Source organism: Chromobacterium sp. LK1, assembly GCF_001043555.1.
GTDB classification, from domain to species: domain Bacteria; phylum Pseudomonadota; class Gammaproteobacteria; order Burkholderiales; family Chromobacteriaceae; genus Chromobacterium; species Chromobacterium aquaticum.
This window is the reverse complement of the sequence record NZ_LDUI01000003.1, coordinates 39379-55844: the sequence shown is the minus strand read 5'-3', so window position 1 is coordinate 55844 and position 16466 is coordinate 39379. Positions and strand designations below refer to the sequence as shown.

15 protein-coding genes are annotated in these 16466 nt (G+C 64.8%); 7 read left to right on the top strand and 8 right to left on the bottom strand.

Annotation, left to right across the window (positions count from 1 at the left end; genetic code table 11):
- Window position 1: 1 nt before the first annotated feature.
- Window positions 2-1126 (bottom strand): acyl-protein synthase, encoded by a 1125-nt coding sequence (locus VI26_RS02045; RefSeq protein ID WP_048408079.1) that lies wholly within the window; start codon window positions 1124-1126, stop codon window positions 2-4.
- A gap of 28 nt (window positions 1127-1154) precedes the next feature.
- Complete coding sequence (locus tag VI26_RS02040; RefSeq protein ID WP_231580941.1) at window positions 1155-2345, bottom strand: MFS transporter; 1191 nt, start codon at window positions 2343-2345, stop codon at window positions 1155-1157.
- A 578-nt stretch (window positions 2346-2923) separates the two neighbouring features.
- Here VI26_RS02040 and VI26_RS02035 point away from each other — a divergent pair.
- From VI26_RS02035 to VI26_RS23020, 7 genes are all read left to right on the top strand, one after another.
- The gene (locus VI26_RS02035) at window positions 2924-3409 is read left to right on the top strand and encodes a hypothetical protein (protein WP_048408078.1); all 486 of its coding nucleotides are present in this window, start codon (window positions 2924-2926) and stop codon (window positions 3407-3409) included.
- A 185-nt stretch (window positions 3410-3594) separates the two neighbouring features.
- Window positions 3595-4350: an ABC transporter substrate-binding protein gene (locus VI26_RS02030; protein ID WP_156183702.1), complete on the top strand. Its 756-nt coding sequence runs from the start codon at window positions 3595-3597 to the stop codon at window positions 4348-4350.
- A 457-nt stretch (window positions 4351-4807) separates the two neighbouring features.
- Entirely contained in the window at window positions 4808-5929 is a 1122-nt protein-coding gene (locus VI26_RS02025; protein ID WP_048408076.1) for a Re/Si-specific NAD(P)(+) transhydrogenase subunit alpha, read from the top strand.
- Between the two features lie 10 nt (window positions 5930-5939).
- A complete protein-coding gene (locus tag VI26_RS02020; protein ID WP_019101645.1) occupies window positions 5940-6236 on the top strand; it encodes a proton-translocating transhydrogenase family protein in 297 nt (98 codons plus the stop codon).
- 9 nt (window positions 6237-6245) lie between these two features.
- Complete coding sequence (locus VI26_RS02015) at window positions 6246-7622, top strand: NAD(P)(+) transhydrogenase (Re/Si-specific) subunit beta (RefSeq protein WP_048408075.1); 1377 nt, start codon at window positions 6246-6248, stop codon at window positions 7620-7622.
- Window positions 7623-7795: 173 nt separating this feature from the next.
- Complete coding sequence (locus tag VI26_RS02010) at window positions 7796-8446, top strand: META and DUF4377 domain-containing protein (protein WP_197081347.1); 651 nt, start codon at window positions 7796-7798, stop codon at window positions 8444-8446.
- Window positions 8447-8511: 65 nt separating this feature from the next.
- Complete coding sequence (locus VI26_RS23020; protein WP_053074174.1) at window positions 8512-9198, top strand: META and DUF4377 domain-containing protein; 687 nt, start codon at window positions 8512-8514, stop codon at window positions 9196-9198.
- A 52-nt stretch (window positions 9199-9250) separates the two neighbouring features.
- Here VI26_RS23020 and gltS read toward each other — a convergent pair whose 3' ends face one another.
- The 6 genes from gltS to zwf form a co-directional block, all read right to left on the bottom strand.
- Window positions 9251-10468, bottom strand: a complete 1218-nt coding sequence (gene gltS / locus VI26_RS02000; RefSeq protein ID WP_048408073.1) for a sodium/glutamate symporter — start codon at window positions 10466-10468, stop codon at window positions 9251-9253.
- A 201-nt stretch (window positions 10469-10669) separates the two neighbouring features.
- Window positions 10670-12313: a glucose-6-phosphate isomerase gene (gene pgi, locus VI26_RS01995; RefSeq protein ID WP_048408072.1), complete on the bottom strand. Its 1644-nt coding sequence runs from the start codon at window positions 12311-12313 to the stop codon at window positions 10670-10672.
- Between the two features lie 5 nt (window positions 12314-12318).
- A complete protein-coding gene (gene hexR, locus VI26_RS01990) occupies window positions 12319-13170 on the bottom strand; it encodes a transcriptional regulator HexR (RefSeq protein ID WP_048408071.1) in 852 nt (283 codons plus the stop codon).
- A 4-nt stretch (window positions 13171-13174) separates the two neighbouring features.
- Window positions 13175-14200: a glucokinase gene (locus VI26_RS01985; RefSeq protein ID WP_048408070.1), complete on the bottom strand. Its 1026-nt coding sequence runs from the start codon at window positions 14198-14200 to the stop codon at window positions 13175-13177.
- On the bottom strand, window positions 14181-14858 hold the full coding sequence (gene pgl, locus VI26_RS01980) for a 6-phosphogluconolactonase (RefSeq protein WP_048408069.1): 678 nt from the start codon (window positions 14856-14858) through the stop codon (window positions 14181-14183). Before pgl ends, VI26_RS01985 begins: the two co-directional genes overlap by 20 nt.
- A gap of 85 nt (window positions 14859-14943) precedes the next feature.
- Window positions 14944-16422, bottom strand: a complete 1479-nt coding sequence (gene zwf / locus VI26_RS01975) for a glucose-6-phosphate dehydrogenase (protein WP_048408068.1) — start codon at window positions 16420-16422, stop codon at window positions 14944-14946.
- Window positions 16423-16466 lie beyond the last annotated feature (44 nt).

Sequence of the window (16466 nt, the reverse complement as noted above, 5' to 3'; positions counted from 1 at the left end):
ATCAGGATTCCTTGATCAATTCGGAGGCGGCCACCGCGCAGCTGCGGCTCTTGCTGGTGCCGGCGCGGCCCAGCAGCTCGAACCAGTCGGTGGCCAGGCCGCAGCCGCAGCTCGCGGCCGGATGCAGCACGGCCAGATCGCCCATCACGATGCTGTGCGCCGGGCTGGAGGTGATATAGGGCGACAGCAGATTGAGGAAGCCGGCAGCGCCGTAGGGCTGCGGCCGCAGGCTGGCGGTGTCGCGGATCACCGCGCGGGCGTAGCTGGGCAGGTGGAAGCGATGGTGTTCGCATTCCACGTAAGGCACCGGGTGCTCCACCGCGCCGTAGCCGTCGCGGCAGCGCGCGTCCGGAATGCCCAGTTGCTCGCCCAGCCGCCGATACAGTTCGGCCTTGGGGATGGCGCGGTCGGCGTGGGTTTTCCAGCCGCCGCCCAGGAACACCAGCGATTCCGGGTGCAGTTGCAGCGGCGGCAGGCCCAGTTCCCGCATCCGTTCCAGCGCAAACCACAGGAAGGCGGGGAAGCCCAGCATGCGCACCGGCAGGCCTTGTTCGGCGAAGTCCTGCAAGGCGCGGATCACGCCGAAGGGATCGAACTCATTGCCGTGGCCGTTGTGGCGCAAGGCGTAACAGGCCTGGTTCACCGGCGCGTACTTGCACAGGAATTGGTCGGTGTAGGCGGTGCCCAGGGTGATGGCGCCGGCCGGCTCGTAGCTGAGCAGCAGGTAGTTGCACGGCTGTTGCGGCGTATCCCAGCCGTAATGCCGGAAGATGCGGTCCACCATGCTTTGCGCCGCGCCCAGGCTGCGCGCGTCGTAGCGCATGCGGCTTTTCTGGCCGGTGGTGCCGGAGGAAGTCAGCTCCAGCGCGTCCTGGCCGGCGGCGCTCACCACCAATTGGCGCTTGAAGTAGTTGGCGAACAGCGGCGGCAGCCGCGACCAATCGTCCAGACCGTCCAGCGCGGCGGCGTCCAGGCCGTTGGCCTGCAGCCAGCGGCGGTAGCCGGGCGTGTGTTCGCAGTGGTAATGGCTCAGCTCGCGCATGGCGGCGTCGAACAGACGGTCGCCATCGGCATCGGCGCGATAGGGGTGTTCCAGCGCGCACAGCGCGTCGACGTGGTTCAGCATGGAGAAGCTCCGGAAATGGGAAGGGGATTCAAGCCGCTTGCAGCGCGTAAGCGCGCTGCTTGAGCAAGCGCCACAGCGGCCACGCCGCCAGGCCGGCGCCCAGCGCGGCCCAGCCGGCGAAGGCTTGCAGGCCGGCGCCGGCGCCCAGCCAGGCCAGCGCGCTGCAACCCAGGCCGAGCAAGGCGGTGGAGATCATGCCCAGCATCGCCGCCACCGCGCCCTTGCCGCTATCGCTGGCATAGAGGGTGAAGCGGTACAAGGTGGCGTGGCCCAGGCCCAGGCCGAAGGCGTACAAGGTCAGGCCCGCCGCCAACGCCGGCAGCGCGCCGCTGGACCAAGTCAGCGCCAGCAGCGCCGCCAGGCCGCCGAACAAGGGCCACAGCGCCAGCCGCAGCACCCGCTCCAGTTCCAGGCGCGCCGCCAGCCGGTTCAGCGTCAGATTGCCGGCGATCAGGCCGCCGAACACCGGCAGCTGCCACAGGCCGTATTCGATGCCGGACAAGCCCAGGCCGCGCATCAGCAGCAGCGGGGACAGGCCGATCCAGCCCACCAGCGGAATGGACAGCAGGCCCAGCGCCACGCTGCCGTGCATGAAGGGGGCGTTGCGCAGCAGCGCCGCATACTGGCGCGCGCTGCGGCCCAAGCGCAGCGGGCTCGCCGCCAGCCGGCTGCCGTCGCGCCGCTCCACGCCCAGGGTTTCCGGCATCCAGCGCCATAGGCCGACGGCCACCAAGGCCGCCAGCGCGCCGATCAGCGCGAACAGGCCGCGCCAGGGCAGCAGGCCCAGCAACAGGCTGCCAAGCAAGGGGCCGATGAGCGGCGACAGCAGCGCGATATTGGCCAGCAAGGCCATCAGCCGCACCGCGTCTTTTTCCGGAAACGCTTCTTGCAGCGCCGGGTAGCTGACCACCATCACGAAGCCCAGCGACAGGCCCTGGATGAAGCGCAGCAGATTGAACAGCTCGATGTCGCGGCTGCCGACGGCGGCGAGACAGGCCAGGGCGAAGCCGACGGCGCCGGCCACCAGCAGCGGTTTGCGGCCATAGCGGTCGGACAGCGGCCCGATCAGCCATTGCAAGGCCACGCCGCCCAGTAGATAGGCGTTGAGCGCAGTGGGCACGTGGCGGGCGTCGGCGTTCAAGTCGGCGACGACTTGCAGCATGGCCGGCATCACCATATCGCTGCCGATATACGTCAGCAGTTCAAAAGCGGCCAGCAATAGGCAAAAGCCTAGCGCCCGGCCCCGAGAAATAGGCAACAGGGATTGAATTGAGTTTTGACTCATAAAATATCAAGGTGATTTAAGGGCGGCTCTATAAAAAATACGAGCCATTTAAAACCGACAATAAAAAACAACGCGGGAACAGAGAACAGCGCGGCTTTTGTTTCGGTGATCATGCAGGGCCGAACAATGACATCGGCCTACTCAGAAGGGGCGAGATTATAGACAGGCTTGCGGCTTGAATTGACTGCCCTATTGGACAGTTATTCTAGAGTAAATATATTAATATCCAGAGTTGGCGACATGGTTTTATATAAATAGCGCCAACCTTAAAATAATATGCAAACGGCAACAATAGCAATCTTATTCAAAACAATACCAAGCAAAGTAATAACTTATTTGAATAATATAAATGCAGATTATTTATTTGACGGCTGATGGCGACATCATATTGGCGCAGGGCCAGCATCGCGGCCGGCGGGTGCTTTCATTGCGTTGCGGCAAGCATGACAATGGATTCATGCCGTTAAAATGTCATCTTCATCGACATTTCTCACGCTATTGGAGCCCGCCCCATGAAATCCATATTGCCGCTCGTCGCCGCCCTGTCCTTGAGCTGCTCCCCCTTCGCGCTGGCCGGCGCGCCGCCGGCGCTGGTGGTCACCGGCCAGATCAAGGTGTCCAATCAGACCCGCGCCGGCGAGTACCACTTCAGCAAGGCAGAACTTGAGCGCCTGCAGCAGCGCACCATCCAGACCAAGACCACCTGGACGCCCAAATCGGCGTTTTCCGGTCCCACCCTCTCCGCCATCTTGCGCGTGGTCGGCGCGGCCGGACGGCCGGTGGAACTGGTGACCGAGGATCAATACAAGGTGGTGATTCCACCCGGAGACCAGAGCCGCTACCAGCCCATCCTGGCGCTGCGCATCAATGGCCACCCGCTGGAGGAAATGGGCTTCAGCCCGTGGATGATGTATCCGCTCAATGATTTCCGCGAACTGCAGACCGCAGACATCGACGCCAAGCTGGCCTGGCGGGTGAAAACGCTGGTGGTGCGCTGAGCGCCGCGCCCGCCAAAGCGGACAGGTGGCTGACGCGGACATTTCCAATACCATATTATTTTCATGGTTTTTTTCCAGCGCAGGCGAAATTTTCTCCCGCGCCAGACGCCGCCGTCCGATAATGGGCAGCCGGCTGCAGTTGGTGGCACGGGGCCGCCGACGCCTGTTCACACCTGTCCAACATTGTGAAACTCAAGTCCCTTTTGGCGCTGGCCTGCCTGTTGGCCAGCCTGCGATGCGCGGCGGCGGGGGAGCCGCCGCTGGTGTTTGCCTACAATCTGTTCCCGCCCTGGAAGACCATGGACGCCCATGGCGAGCCGCAAGGCCCTTACACCGAGCTGATGCGCGAGGTGGCCAGGCGCGCCAAATTGCGGCTGGCCTTCCTGCCCTGCCCGCTGGCGCGCTGCCTGCAGTACATGCGCCAGGGCAAGGCCGACGTGGTGATCGGGGTGAAGAACACCGCCGGACGTCGCGAGTTCATCGACTTCATCGACCCCTCCTTCGCCACCGGCAGCCGGCTGGCGCTGTATCAACGCTCCGACGATCCGCGACCGCTACACAGCTACCGCCAGCTCTACCCCTTCCTGATCGGCGTGGTGGAAGGCGTGCGTTATCAGGATGAGTTCGACGGCGATCTGCGCTTGCGGCGCGAGCCGGCGCCATCGCTGGATTCCAATTTCCGCAAGCTCAAGGCCGGCCGCATCGACGCCTTGATCGCCGACGAGCGCCAGACCGCCGAGCTGGCCGCCGACGCCGAATTCCACCGCCACGTGAAACGCGCACCGCTGCTGTTGTATTCGCCGGAACCCCGCCGCATCGGCCTGGCCATCCATTCCCAGCGCTACGCCCACAAGCGCCGCATCGCCCGGGCGCTGCGCTCCATGTTGCAGGACGGCACCGTGGCGCGCTTGCTGGCCCAAGCCCAGAAGCCCCAATCCTAGCCGCCGTCGCGCGCGCGCAACAGCCGGCGACCCCCTGCCCGGCCACGCGATCGGGCTGGCAACTGGCGCTTGTCGCAGCTTTACAAGCCGCGCCATCAACGCTAGTGTCCTGCATAAGCCTTGCCGGCAGCATATGCGCGTCGACCGGCCGTACCCGCCTCCGCGCCTTGTTCCGCCTGCCCGCCAACGGCCGCTTCACCGTCTTTCTCCCGCTTTTCCGCACCAACAGCCGCTGACTGGCCTCTGTCTGATTCACGTCACATCGCTGCTGTAGGGTTTTGCTAGCATCCGGCCCTTTCTCCGTCGAAATTGTCTGACGGTATATGGTCGGCAATATAAGTGTTGCGCGGGCAAATTCCGCATGCCTTTAATTGAATTCAAACGCTCGTTCGATTTTGCGCCGCACGGGCGTTCGCTATCTGGAATCTTTGTTATCTAATCGCAGGAAAGGAAGACCATGCATATCGCTATCCCAGCCGAGAGGCTGGCCGGTGAACACCGCGTGGCCGCTACGCCGGAAACGGTGAAGAAGCTCGTTGCCGGCGGCCATGCCGTCACCATCGAGCGCGGCGCCGGACTCGCCGCCGCGTTGCCGGACGCGGCCTACCAGGAAGCCGGAGCCGCCATCGCGGCGGACCGCGCCGCGGCGCTGGCCCAGGCCGACATCGTGCTGACGGTGCGCCCGCTGGACGAGGACGGCATCGCCGCGCTGAAGGACGGCGCCAGCCTGATCGGCCAGCTCAACCCCTATCACAACCACAGCCTGCCGGCGCTGGCGGCCAAGCGCATTTCCGCCTACGCGCTGGAGCTCCTGCCGCGCAGCACCCGCGCGCAAAGCATGGACGTGCTCTCCAGCCAGAACAATATCGCCGGCTACCGCGCGGTGCTGCTGGCCACCCAGCATTACCCGCGCTTCATGCCCATGCTGATGACCGCGGCCGGCACGGTGAAGCCGGCGCGGGTGCTGATCCTGGGCGTGGGCGTGGCCGGTCTGCAGGCCATCGCCACCGCCAAGCGCCTGGGCGCGGTGGTGGAGGCCTTCGACGTGCGGCCGGCCACCAAGGAGCAGGTGGAATCGCTGGGCGCCAAGTTCATCGAAGTGCCGATGAGCGAGGAAGAAAAAATGGCGAATAGCGGCGTCTACGCCAAGGAAATGTCCGAGAGCTACCGCCAGCGCCAGGGCGAGCTGGTGGCCAAGCACGCCAAGGCGGCCGACATCGTGATCACCACCGCGCTGATCCCCGGCAAGCCGGCGCCCAAGCTGCTATCGGCCGAGGTGGTGGCGGCGATGAAGCCGGGTTCGGTGATCGTGGACCTGGCGGCGGAAACCGGCGGCAACTGCGCGCTGACCCGCCCCGGCGAAACCGTGCGCCTGGAACACGGCGTCACCGTCGTCGGCCAGATCAACCTGCCCGGCCTGCTGGCGGCGGACGCCTCCAGCCTGTACGCCAAGAACCTGCTGACCTTCCTCGGCCTGCTGCTGACGCCGGAAGGCCTGAACCTGAACCTGGAAGACGAGCTGCTGTCCGCCACGCTGGTGACCCACGACGGCCAGGTCCGCTTCCCCGCGGCGGATTAAGGAGAACAAAATGGTAGATCCCTTCATCACCAGCCTCACCGTGTTCGTGCTGGCCGTCTTCGTCGGCTACCACGTGGTCTGGAACGTCACCCCGGCGCTGCACACCCCGCTGATGGCGGTGACCAATGCCATTTCCGGCATCATCATCGTCGGCGCCATGCTGCAGGTGGTGGACATCAATGGTTCCGAGATCACCCTCACCTCGGTGTTGGGCACCATCGGCATCTTCCTCGCCAGCATCAATATCTTCGGTGGCTTCCTGGTCACCCAGCGGATGCTGGACATGTTCAAGAAAAAGAAGAAATAAGGAACCAAGATGGAAAACCTGTCCGCAATTCTTTATCTCATCGCCGCGGTGTTGTTCATCCTGGCGCTCAAGGGCCTGTCCAGCCCGGCCTCGGCGCTGCGCGGCAACCTCTACGGCATGATAGGCATGGTCATCGCCGTGGCCACCACGCTGTTGATCATGGACAAGCCGGTGCTGGCGCTGATCGCGTCCGCCATCGTCGCCGGCGGCGCCATCGGCGCGTGGAAGGCCAAGACGGTGCAGATGACCGGCATGCCTGAACTGGTGGCGGCGATGCACTCGCTGGTGGGCCTGTCCGCGGTGCTGATCGCGGTGGCGGCCATCTTCCACAGCGGCGTGGAGCACACCCAGGTGCAAAAGGTGGAGCTGTTCATCGGCGCCTTCATCGGCGCGATCACCTTCACCGCCTCGGTGATCGCCTACGGCAAGCTGTCCGGGCGCTTCGGCTCCAAGGCGATCAGCTTCAAGGGCCAGCATCTGCTCAATCTGCTGTTGGCCATCGCCATGGTCGGCTTCGGCGTGGTCTACTTCCTCAGCGACAGCCAGGCCGCCTTCCTGACCATGCTCGCCATCGCGCTGGCGCTGGGCGTGACCCTGATCATCCCGATCGGCGGCGCCGACATGCCGGTGGTGGTGTCCATGCTCAACTCCTACTCCGGCTGGGCGGCCGCCGGCATCGGCTTCACGCTGAACAATCCGGTGCTGATCATCGCCGGCGCCTGCGTCGGCGCCTCCGGCGCGATTCTGTCCTACATCATGTGCAAGGCGATGAACCGCTCCATCATCGCGGTGCTGCTGGGCGGCTTTGGCGCCGAGGCGGCAGCGGGCGGCGGCGCGGACAATGCCGGTCCCAAGAGCCACAAGTCCGGCTCCGCCGAGGACGCGGCCTTCCTGATGGCCAACGCCGACAGCGTGATCATCGTCCCCGGCTACGGCCTGGCGGTGTCGCGCGCCCAGCACGCGCTGCAGGAGTTCGCCGAGATCCTGCACCAGAAAGGCGTCAATGTGCGCTATGCCATCCACCCGGTGGCGGGCCGGATGCCAGGCCATATGAACGTGCTGCTGGCCGAGGCCGAAGTGCCCTACGAACAGGTGCAGGAGATGGAGGAAATCAACTCCGACTTCTCCAACACCGACGTGGTGCTGGTGATAGGCGCCAACGATGTGGTCAACCCGGCCGCGCAAAAGGACAAGACCAGCCCGATCTACGGCATGCCCATCCTGGACGCTCACAAATCGCGCAGCGTGATCGTGGTCAAACGCTCGATGAACGCCGGCTACGCCGGTCTGGACAATGAGCTGTTCTATATGGACAAGACCATGATGGTGTTCGGCGACGCCAAGAAGGTGGTGGAGAACCTGCTCAAGGGCGTGGAGCAGTTATAAGCCGGAGAATAATGCCGAAGACATCCACAACCGCCCAATGCCGCAAGCTTGGGCGGTTTTTTGTTGCCGTCTATTTCCGTGGCGGTTTTTTCCGCCGCCGGCGCTTCCCAAAGCACAATTGTCAGGTGTATTGTAAACAAATATTAGATTTTGTTTATACACGGAGTATGGTGATGAAAAACACTGGCATCATCCCCCGGCACCCGACGCTCTGGCTGCTGGCCGCGCTGGCCCTGCCGCTGCCGGCGCTGGCCATGCCCAATCTGATGGGCACCGAATGGCAATTGGTGGAGCCCGCTCCCGCGGGCAAGGCGCCCACCGTGGCCTTCCAGCCCGGCAAAATGACCGGCTTCGCCGGCTGCAACCGCTATGTGCGCACCCTGGACGCCAAGGGCAAGCCACGGGTGGCCACCACCCGCATGCTGTGCGCGCCGCCGCTGATGGAGATGGAACAGCACTTCGTCGCCTTCCTCTCCGACCGCTTCCGCCTGCAGCCGGACGGCCGCGCGCAGAACTTGGTGCTGAAGTCGGAACAAGCCGAATACCGCTTCGTGCGGCTGGCGCCGGACGCCCACCCGGCAGCCGCGCCCGCCTATCTGCACGTGGCGGCGGAACGCAAGACCTGCCGCGGGGACGCCGGCGACGGCTGCCTGCAGGTGCGCGAACGCGCCGACCAGGACTGGCGGCCGCTGCAAGGCGAAATCGCCGGTTTCCAGCCCCGGCCCGGCGTCAGCTACTACATCAAGCTGAAGCCGGCCGAGGCCGGCGCGCGCTGGACGCTGGAACGCATCGTCTACAGCGAGGAAGTCAGCAAGCTGCGCTGAACTATTGAGCACGACGGGCGCTCCAAGCGCATCTTCTCCCCGACCATGAACACGGAACACCGATAATGAAAAAATCGCTATTGCTCGCCGTCCTGACCACCGCCGTCCTGAGCGCCTGCGCCACCCCGCAGGGCGGAGCCGACAAGGGAGCCGACATGAATAAACCCGTCGCCAAGCTGACCGCGCTGGACGGCCAGTGGAAACAGGACGCCGCCGAACACCCGATCACGCTGAGCTTCAAGGACGGCGGCGTGTCCGCCCGCGCCGGCTGCAACGGCATGTTCGGCCCGGTGTCGCTGGAAGACGGCAAGCTGGTCAGCAAGCAACTGGCCAGCACCCTGATGATGTGCGCGCCGGAGGCGATGGAGCGCGACCGCGCGCTGGCCGCCTTCCTGGCCGCCAAACCCGCGGTGCAATTGAACGGCGACAAGCTGATGCTGCAAGCCGGCGACAAGACGCTGAGCTTTGAGCGCCAGCCCTCGCAGGAAGGCGGCGTCACCCGCTTCGTCTACGTGGCCGCCGAGCGCAAGCCCTGCACCGGCGTGGCGCCGATGCAATGCCTGCAGATCCGCGAGAGCAAGGATCAGCCGTGGCAGCTGCATTACGGCGAGATCGAAGGCTTCAAGCCGGAGCCGGGCATCGCCTACCGTCTGCGCCTGAAGGAATTCAAGGTGGAGAACCCGCCGGCCGACGCTTCGTCCATCCGCTGGGTGCTGGACATGGTGGTGGAGCAGGAAGTCGTGAGCAAGTAAGCGGCTTGCCGCCGCGCGGCCAGGTCGACAGGCCCGGCCGCGCGGCGCTGGCTCACACCCCGGCCATCGCGCCGATGATCAGCGCGTTGACGATGTCGATGAAGAAGCCGCACACCAGCGGCACGATCAGGAAAGCGAGATGCGCGGCACCGTAACGCTGCGTCACCGCGCTCATATTGACGATGGCGGTGGCGGTGGAACCCAGGCCGATGCCGCCGAAGCCGGCGGCAATCACGCTGGCCTCGTAATCGCCGCCCATGCAGCGGAACACCACCCACAACGCGAAGCCTATGGTCAGCAGCACCTGCAGGCATAGCGTGCTCAACACGAACAAGACCGAACCGTGCAGCTCCCACAGCTGCATCCCCATCAGCGCCATGGTCAGGAACATGCCCAGACAGATATCGGAGATCAGCGCCAGGCTGAGCCCCGAGGCCGGTTCCGTGCTCTGGCCGCGTCTGGCCAGCAGCCACATGCCCAGGTTGCGGATCAGGATGCCGGCGATCAGGCAACTGACAAAGGGCGGCAGCGTCACGCCGGCGGCGACGAAGCCCAGATTGAAACCATAGCCCAGCATCAGCGCCAGGTTCAGCCACATCCATACCCACAGCACATCGTAGTAGCACAGCGTCGCATGGTTCTGCGCATAGACCGTGCCCACTTCCAGCGCGGTATCGGCGGACGGGGTCAGCCGGTGGCGCCGGATCAGGTGGTGGGCCAGCGGACCGCCGATCACGCAGGCGGCGATCAGGCCGACGGTATTGCTGGCGATGCCCAGTTCCAGCGCATTGCCTATGCCCAGCGACTGGCTGAAGATAGGCGCCCACGCCAGCGTGGTGCCGACGCCGCCGGTCAGCGCCACCGAACCCACCATCAGCCCGGCCTTGGGATTCAGGCCGAAACCGGCGGCCATCCCCATGCCCAGCAGGTTCTGCAACACGATGAAGACGCTGGCCAGCGCCAGCAGAATGGCCAAGGGCTTGCCGCCGCGCCGCAAGGAGGCCAGGTCCGACTTCAGGCCCAGCGCGGCGAAGAAATACAGCAGCAGGTAATCGCGGATCTGCAGATCGAAACTCAGTCGCACATCGAACGCGAAATACAGCAAGGCGACCACCGCCGCGCAGGCGAAGCCGCCTATCACCGGTTCGGGAATGCTGTAGCGACGCAGGACTTCATAACGCAGGGTCAGCGCCTTGCCGATGAACAGCAGCATGATCGCCAGGGTGAAGCTGATAAAGGAATGGACTTCGTACTGCACCATCTTTTCCATGACAGGGTTCCGGGTTGATGCGCCGCGCCGGCGCAAGCCGGGGCGGACAGGAAAGCGGGACACGCCGGGAGGCGGACAAGGCAATGCCGGCTGAAGCCGGCATTTAATGAAGAGTTTAACGATATCGGCGCCAAATGCCAGCGCAAACGGTCAGGGGGATGCGGTGCCGCATCCCCCTGACTTGTCCGGCGCTGAGCGAGCTCAGCGGTTCGCTTGCCGGTACAGCTCGATCAAGCGACGGGTGGAGCTGTCATGCTCGGCGTTCTTCAGCTTGCCTATCAGCTCCGCGTGTATGGTCTTGGCCAGTTGCTTGCCCAGCTCCACGCCCCATTGGTCGAAGCTGTTGATGTGCCAGATCACGCCCTGGACGAAGATCTTGTGCTCGTACAGCGCCACCAGCGAGCCCAGGTTGCGCGGGTTCAAACGGCTCATCAGCAGGGTGTTGGTGGGGCGGTTGCCGCCAAACACCTTGTGCGGCACCAGCGCTTCCAGCGCCTCGCCCTTGAATCCCTGCTCCTTCAGCTCGGCGCGCACCTCGTCGGCGGTCTTGCCGCGCATGAAGGCCTCGGCCTGGGCGAACACATTGGCCAGCAGGATTTCATGATGGCCGGGCAGGCTGGAGCAGTTCTGCACCGAGGCGATCAGGTCGATGGGCGAGATATGGGTACCCTGGTGCAAGAGCTGGAAGAAGGCGTGCTGACCGTTGATGCCGGTCTCGCCCCAGATGATGGGCGCGGTCTCGAAATTCACCGGCTGGCCGTCCAGCATCACCTGCTTGCCGTTGGACTCCATGTCCAGTTGCTGGATGAAGGCCGGCAGACGGTGCAGGTATTGATCGTAAGGCGCGATCACATGGCTGCCGCCGCCGTAGTAATTGATGTACCAGACCCCGATCATGGCCAGCAGCACCGGCATGTTCTGCTCGAACGGCGCGTTTCTGAAATGCTGGTCCATGATGTGGGCGCCGTTGAGGAGTTCGGTGAAGTTCTCCTCGCCCAGGTAGAGCATGATGGGCAGGCCGATGGCCGACCACAGGCTGTAGCGGCCGCCCACCCAATCCCAGAATTCGAACATATTCGACGGGTCGATGCCGAAGTCCGCCACCGCCTTCTGGTTGGTGGACACCGCGACGAAGTGCTTGGCCACCGCGCTTTCATCGCGCGAGCGCTGCAGGAACCAGTCGCGCGCGGTCAGCGCGTTGGTCAGCGTCTCCTGGGTGGTGAAGGTCTTGGACTCCACCACGAACAGCGTGGTCTCGGAATGGACCTTCTTCAGCGTTTCCTTGAGCTGGGCGCCATCCACATTGGAGACGAAGTGCATGTTCAAGCGCGGATGGCCGAAGGGCTTGAGCGCGCTACAGACCATCAGCGGGCCCAGGTCAGAGCCGCCGATGCCGATGTTGACGATGTCGGTGATGGGCTGATTGGTATAACCCAGCCATTCGCCGGAACGCACCGCGTGGGCGAACTTGCCCATGCGCTCCAGCACCGAATTGACCTTGGGCATCACGTCCTCACCGTCCACATGGATGGGCGAGTTGGTGCGGTTGCGCAGCGCCACGTGCAGCACCGCGCGGTTTTCGGTGCTGTTGAGCTTCTCGCCCTTGAACATGGCCTTGATCTTGGCCGGCAGCCCGGCTTCGCGCGCCAGCTGCATCAGGCCCTTCAGCGTTTCATCGGTGATGCGGTTCTTGGAGTAGTCGAGGAACAGGCCGCCCACCTCCAGCGCATAGCGTTCCGCCCGCTCCGGATCGGAGACGAACAAATCACGCATGTGCTGGTGCTTGGCCTCGGCAAAATGGTCCCACAGTGCCTGCCAGGCCGGTAGTTCGGTCAGTCCGCTCATGATGGTCAATCCTCTTCGGTTTTGTTGTCCAGCCTGCGGTTCTTCAGGCTGTGCTTGGTTTTTTCCAGCTGGCTGATCAGGCCCGGCCCGCGCTTGAGCGCCACGCTCACCGCCAGGATGTCGATCTGCACCAGGTGCACGATGCGCGAAATCATCGGGCTATAGGTTTCATTGTCTTCCAGCGTGTCGGCGATCAGGGCCACCGTGGCGCGGCGCGCCAGCGGCGAACCGCTGGTGGTCAGCGCCACCACGCTGGCGCCGGCGGACAGCGCCACATCCACGGCTTCCAGCAATTCCAGCGTGCGGCCGGAGCTGGAAATCGCCACCAACACATCGCCCGGGCCCAGCACCGAGGCCGCCATCATCTGGATGTGGGTGTCGGAATAGGCGACGGTGGGAATGCCGAAGCGGAAGAATTTGTGCTGGGCGTCGGCGGCGATGATGCCGGAGTTGCCCAGGCCGTAGAATTCGATGCGGCGCGCGTCGGTCAGCAGCCGCACCGCGGACTCTATCGCCTGCGGATTGACGTCGTTGCGGCACTTGAGCAGCGCGGACACGGTGTTGTCGAACACCTTGGCGACGATTTCCGAGGTCGGATCTTCCGGGCGCACGCTGGAGTGCACATAGGGCACGCCGGTGACCAGGCTGCCGGCCAGCTTCAGTTTGAAGTCCGGCAAGCCAGAACAGCCGACGGTGCGGCAAAAGCGGATCACGGTGGGCTGGCTGACGCCGGCGTTCTTGGCGATGTCGGCCACCGCCGCCTGGATCACGGTGTAAGGCTGTTCCAGCACCAGCTCGGCCACTTTGCGCTCGGCCGAGGACAGGATCTCCAATTGGCTCCTGATACGTTCAAGCATGTATTTACTCTCCTGCCGCGCCGTCGTCAGGATGCGCCCGGGGTCGGGCGCGGGCCTTCGCCAGTTCGGCCGCCAGATGGGCGGCCACGCCCGGCAGGGCCGGGTAGGAGCTGACGATCAGATAGACCGGAATCGCGGCCAGATAGCCGGACATCCGTCCCTTATCCTCGAAGCGGCGGCGGAATGGTGATTGTTCAAAAAAACCGCGTAGACGCGGCACAATACCACCACCTAGATACACGCCGCCACGGGCGCCGAGATTCAGGGCCAGATTCGCCGCCGCGCCGCCCAGCATGCCGCAGAACACTTCCAGGGTTTCGCGGCAGCTCGGACAGGCGCCGGACAGGCCGCGCGCGGTGACCTCGGCCGGGTCCAGCGCCGCCGGCGTTTCGCCGGCGCGCTCGCACAAGGCCTGATAAATCAATGGGATGCCGGAGCCGGACAGCAGGCGCTCGGCGGACACATGGCCGAAGCGCCGCATCGCGTGGCGCCAGATGTCGGCCTCGCGCTCGTCGAAGGGGGCGAAACCGACATGGCCGCCCTCGCCCGACAAGGGCGCATGGCCGCCCGGATACGGAATCAGCGCCGACACGCCCAGGCCGGTGCCGGGGCCGATCAGCGCCAGCGGCGCGCCGGCTTCCGCCTCGCCGCCGCCGATGCGCAGCAGCTCGCTGGCCGACAGATGCGGCAACGCCAGCGCCAGCGCGGTGAAATCGTTGATCACCAGCAGCGTGGTCAGACCCAGCGCCTGGCGCGTGGCCTCGATGGAGAAGGCCCAATGGTGATTGGTCATCTGCACCCAGTCGCCCAGCACCGGGTTGGCGATGCCGAAGGCGGCATGAGCGACCGCGCGCGCGCCGGCCAGATCAAGATAGGCGCGCACCGCGTCCAGCAGCGTGGGATAGCCGGCGCAGGGCAGCACCTCGATGTCCTCGATCACGCCGGGCGCGGTTTCCAGCGCGAAGCGGGCGTTGCTGCCGCCGATATCGGCCAGCAGCCGCGGCCATTGTTCAGGCAGACCAGTAGACATCCAGCGCTACCTTGTCTTGGGCCAGGAAATGGCTGATCGGCAGCGCGTCGCTGACGCCCTGGGCGGCGGCGTCCAGCACCTGGCGCTTCTTGTCGCCCTGGATGGACAGGATCAGACAGTCGGCGCGCAGCAGCGCGGCATAGCTCATCGACACGCGGCGGTGCGGCGCGGTCTTGGGCGTCACCGCCAGGAAGGCGGCGGCGGACGCCGGGTCCAGGCCGGCCGCCAGTTCGTCGGTGCCGGGAAATAGCGAAGCGGTGTGGCCGTCCTCGCCCATGCCCAGGATGGCGACGGTGGGCGGAACGAAAGCGGCGTTGGCGCGCGCCACGTCGGCGTCGATGTCCGCGGCGTCTTCTACCAGGGGCAGGAAACGCGCCGCCACGGCGCGGTCGCGCAACAGATGGGCGCGCACCAGCGCGGCGTTGCTGTCCGGATGGCTGTCCGGCACGAAGCGCTCGTCCACCAGGGTGATGCTCACCTTGGACCAGTCTATCGCCATGGTGCTGAGCATGTGGAAGAAGGGAATCGGCGATTTGCCGCCGGACACCGCCAGCACGGCGGCGCCCTGGCTGGCGATGGCGGCGCCCAGCCTGGCGGCCACGCTATTGGCCAGCGCGGTCGACTGTTGCTCGCTATCGGAGAATTCTACGCAGTTCATCAGCGGCGCTCCGCGGGTAAGAAGTTAAGGTCAGCATCGCCGCCCCGAGATCGGGACGCGCAACAGATGGATGCCTCCATGCGGCTCAGCATTCCTCGTGCCAGCCTATCCCATCGCGCGATAACAACGCGCTGGACGCCGCCGGACCCCAAGTGCCGGCGGTGTACTGCTTGGGCGGCAGATTGCTGCTGCGGCTCCAGCTGTCCATGATGGGTTCCACCCAGCGCCAGGCCTCGATCAACTCGTCGCGGCGCATGAACAGCGCCAGCTTGCCGCGGATCACGTCCAGCAGCAGGCGCTCGTAGGCATCGGCGCGGCGCACTTTGAACGCTTTATAGAAGTCCAGGTCGAGATAGGCCGGCTGCAGGCGCATATTGTCGCCCGGCTCCTTGGCCAGGAAGTACAGGCGGATGCTTTCCTCCGGCTGCAGGCGGATCACCAGCCGGTTGGCGGTGTGGCTGCCGCTCATCGGCCCGTTGAACAGCTGGTGCGGCACATCGCGGAAGTTGATGACGATCTCGGCTACCCGCTCCTGCATCCGCTTGCCGGTGCGCAGGAAGAAGGGCACGCCGGCCCAGCGCCAGTTGTCGATCTCGGCCTTGAGCGCGACGAAGGTCTCGGTCTGGCTGTCGGCGGGGATGCCTTGCTCGTTCAGATAGCCGACCACCGGCTGGCCGCCCACGGCGCCGGCCTTGTATTGGCCGCGCACGGTCTTGGCCGCCACGTCCTGCTCGCTGAACGGGCGCAAGGCCTTCAGCACCTTGAGCTTCTCGTCGCGCACCGCGTCGGCTTCCATATTGGCCGGCGGCTCCATCGCCACGATGCACAGCAATTGCAACAGGTGGTTCTGCACCATGTCGCGCAGCGCGCCGGTGCCGTCGTAGAAATCACCACGGCTGCCCACGCCCAGGTCTTCGGAGATGGTGATCTGCACATCGTGTATCCATTCGCGCCGCCACAGCGGCTCGAACAGCGCGTTGGCGAAGCGGATCGCCATCAGGTTCTGCACCGATTCCTTGCCCAGGTAATGGTCGATCCGGTACAGCTGCTCTTCCTTGAAGAAGCGCGCCACGTCATCGTTGATCTCGTTGGAGGAATCCAGGTCGGTGCCCAGCGGTTTTTCCAGCACCACGCGCACATTGCCGCTATTGAGGCCCACCGCCGCCAGGTTCTCGCAGATGCCGGCGAACAGATTGGGCGCGGTGGCCAGATAACAGACCACCACGCGGTCGCCGTCGTCCTTGAGCTTGTCCGCCAGCGCCGGGAAATCCCGCGGCTGCGAGGCATCCACCTTCAGATACTCGATCCGCGCACAGAAGCTGTCCCAGGCGGCGGCGTCGAAATGGGTTTTGACGTGCTGACGCGAGTTCTTCTCGACAAAGGCCAGGTAGTCGTCGCGGCTCAAGTCCTTGCGGCCCAGCGCCAGGATGCGGCCTTGCTGGTTGAGCAGGCCGGCGGCGTGCGCCTGGTACAGCGAGGGCAGCAGCTTGCGCATCACCAGATCGCCGGCGCCGCCGAACAACACCATATCGAAGGCCGGGGTTGGCGTAGTACGAGTATCCATCCTGATCTTCCATCTCGAGATGTTTGTAGATGTAGTTATATTAC

Coding starts and splice junctions, on each gene's coding strand:
- VI26_RS02045 (WP_048408079.1), bottom strand. CDS start 1,126: ATGCTGAACCACGTCGACGCGCTGTGCGCGCTGGAACACCCCTATCGC.
- VI26_RS02035 (WP_048408078.1), top strand. CDS start 2,924: ATGAAATCCATATTGCCGCTCGTCGCCGCCCTGTCCTTGAGCTGCTCC.
- VI26_RS02025 (WP_048408076.1), top strand. CDS start 4,808: ATGCATATCGCTATCCCAGCCGAGAGGCTGGCCGGTGAACACCGCGTG.
- VI26_RS02020 (WP_019101645.1), top strand. CDS start 5,940: ATGGTAGATCCCTTCATCACCAGCCTCACCGTGTTCGTGCTGGCCGTC.
- VI26_RS02015 (WP_048408075.1), top strand. CDS start 6,246: ATGGAAAACCTGTCCGCAATTCTTTATCTCATCGCCGCGGTGTTGTTC.
- VI26_RS02010 (WP_197081347.1), top strand. CDS start 7,796: ATGAAAAACACTGGCATCATCCCCCGGCACCCGACGCTCTGGCTGCTG.
- VI26_RS23020 (WP_053074174.1), top strand. CDS start 8,512: ATGAAAAAATCGCTATTGCTCGCCGTCCTGACCACCGCCGTCCTGAGC.
- gltS (WP_048408073.1), bottom strand. CDS start 10,468: ATGGAAAAGATGGTGCAGTACGAAGTCCATTCCTTTATCAGCTTCACC.
- pgi (WP_048408072.1), bottom strand. CDS start 12,313: ATGAGCGGACTGACCGAACTACCGGCCTGGCAGGCACTGTGGGACCAT.
- hexR (WP_048408071.1), bottom strand. CDS start 13,170: ATGCTTGAACGTATCAGGAGCCAATTGGAGATCCTGTCCTCGGCCGAG.
- VI26_RS01985 (WP_048408070.1), bottom strand. CDS start 14,200: ATGTCTACTGGTCTGCCTGAACAATGGCCGCGGCTGCTGGCCGATATC.
- pgl (WP_048408069.1), bottom strand. CDS start 14,858: ATGAACTGCGTAGAATTCTCCGATAGCGAGCAACAGTCGACCGCGCTG.
- zwf (WP_048408068.1), bottom strand. CDS start 16,422: ATGGATACTCGTACTACGCCAACCCCGGCCTTCGATATGGTGTTGTTC.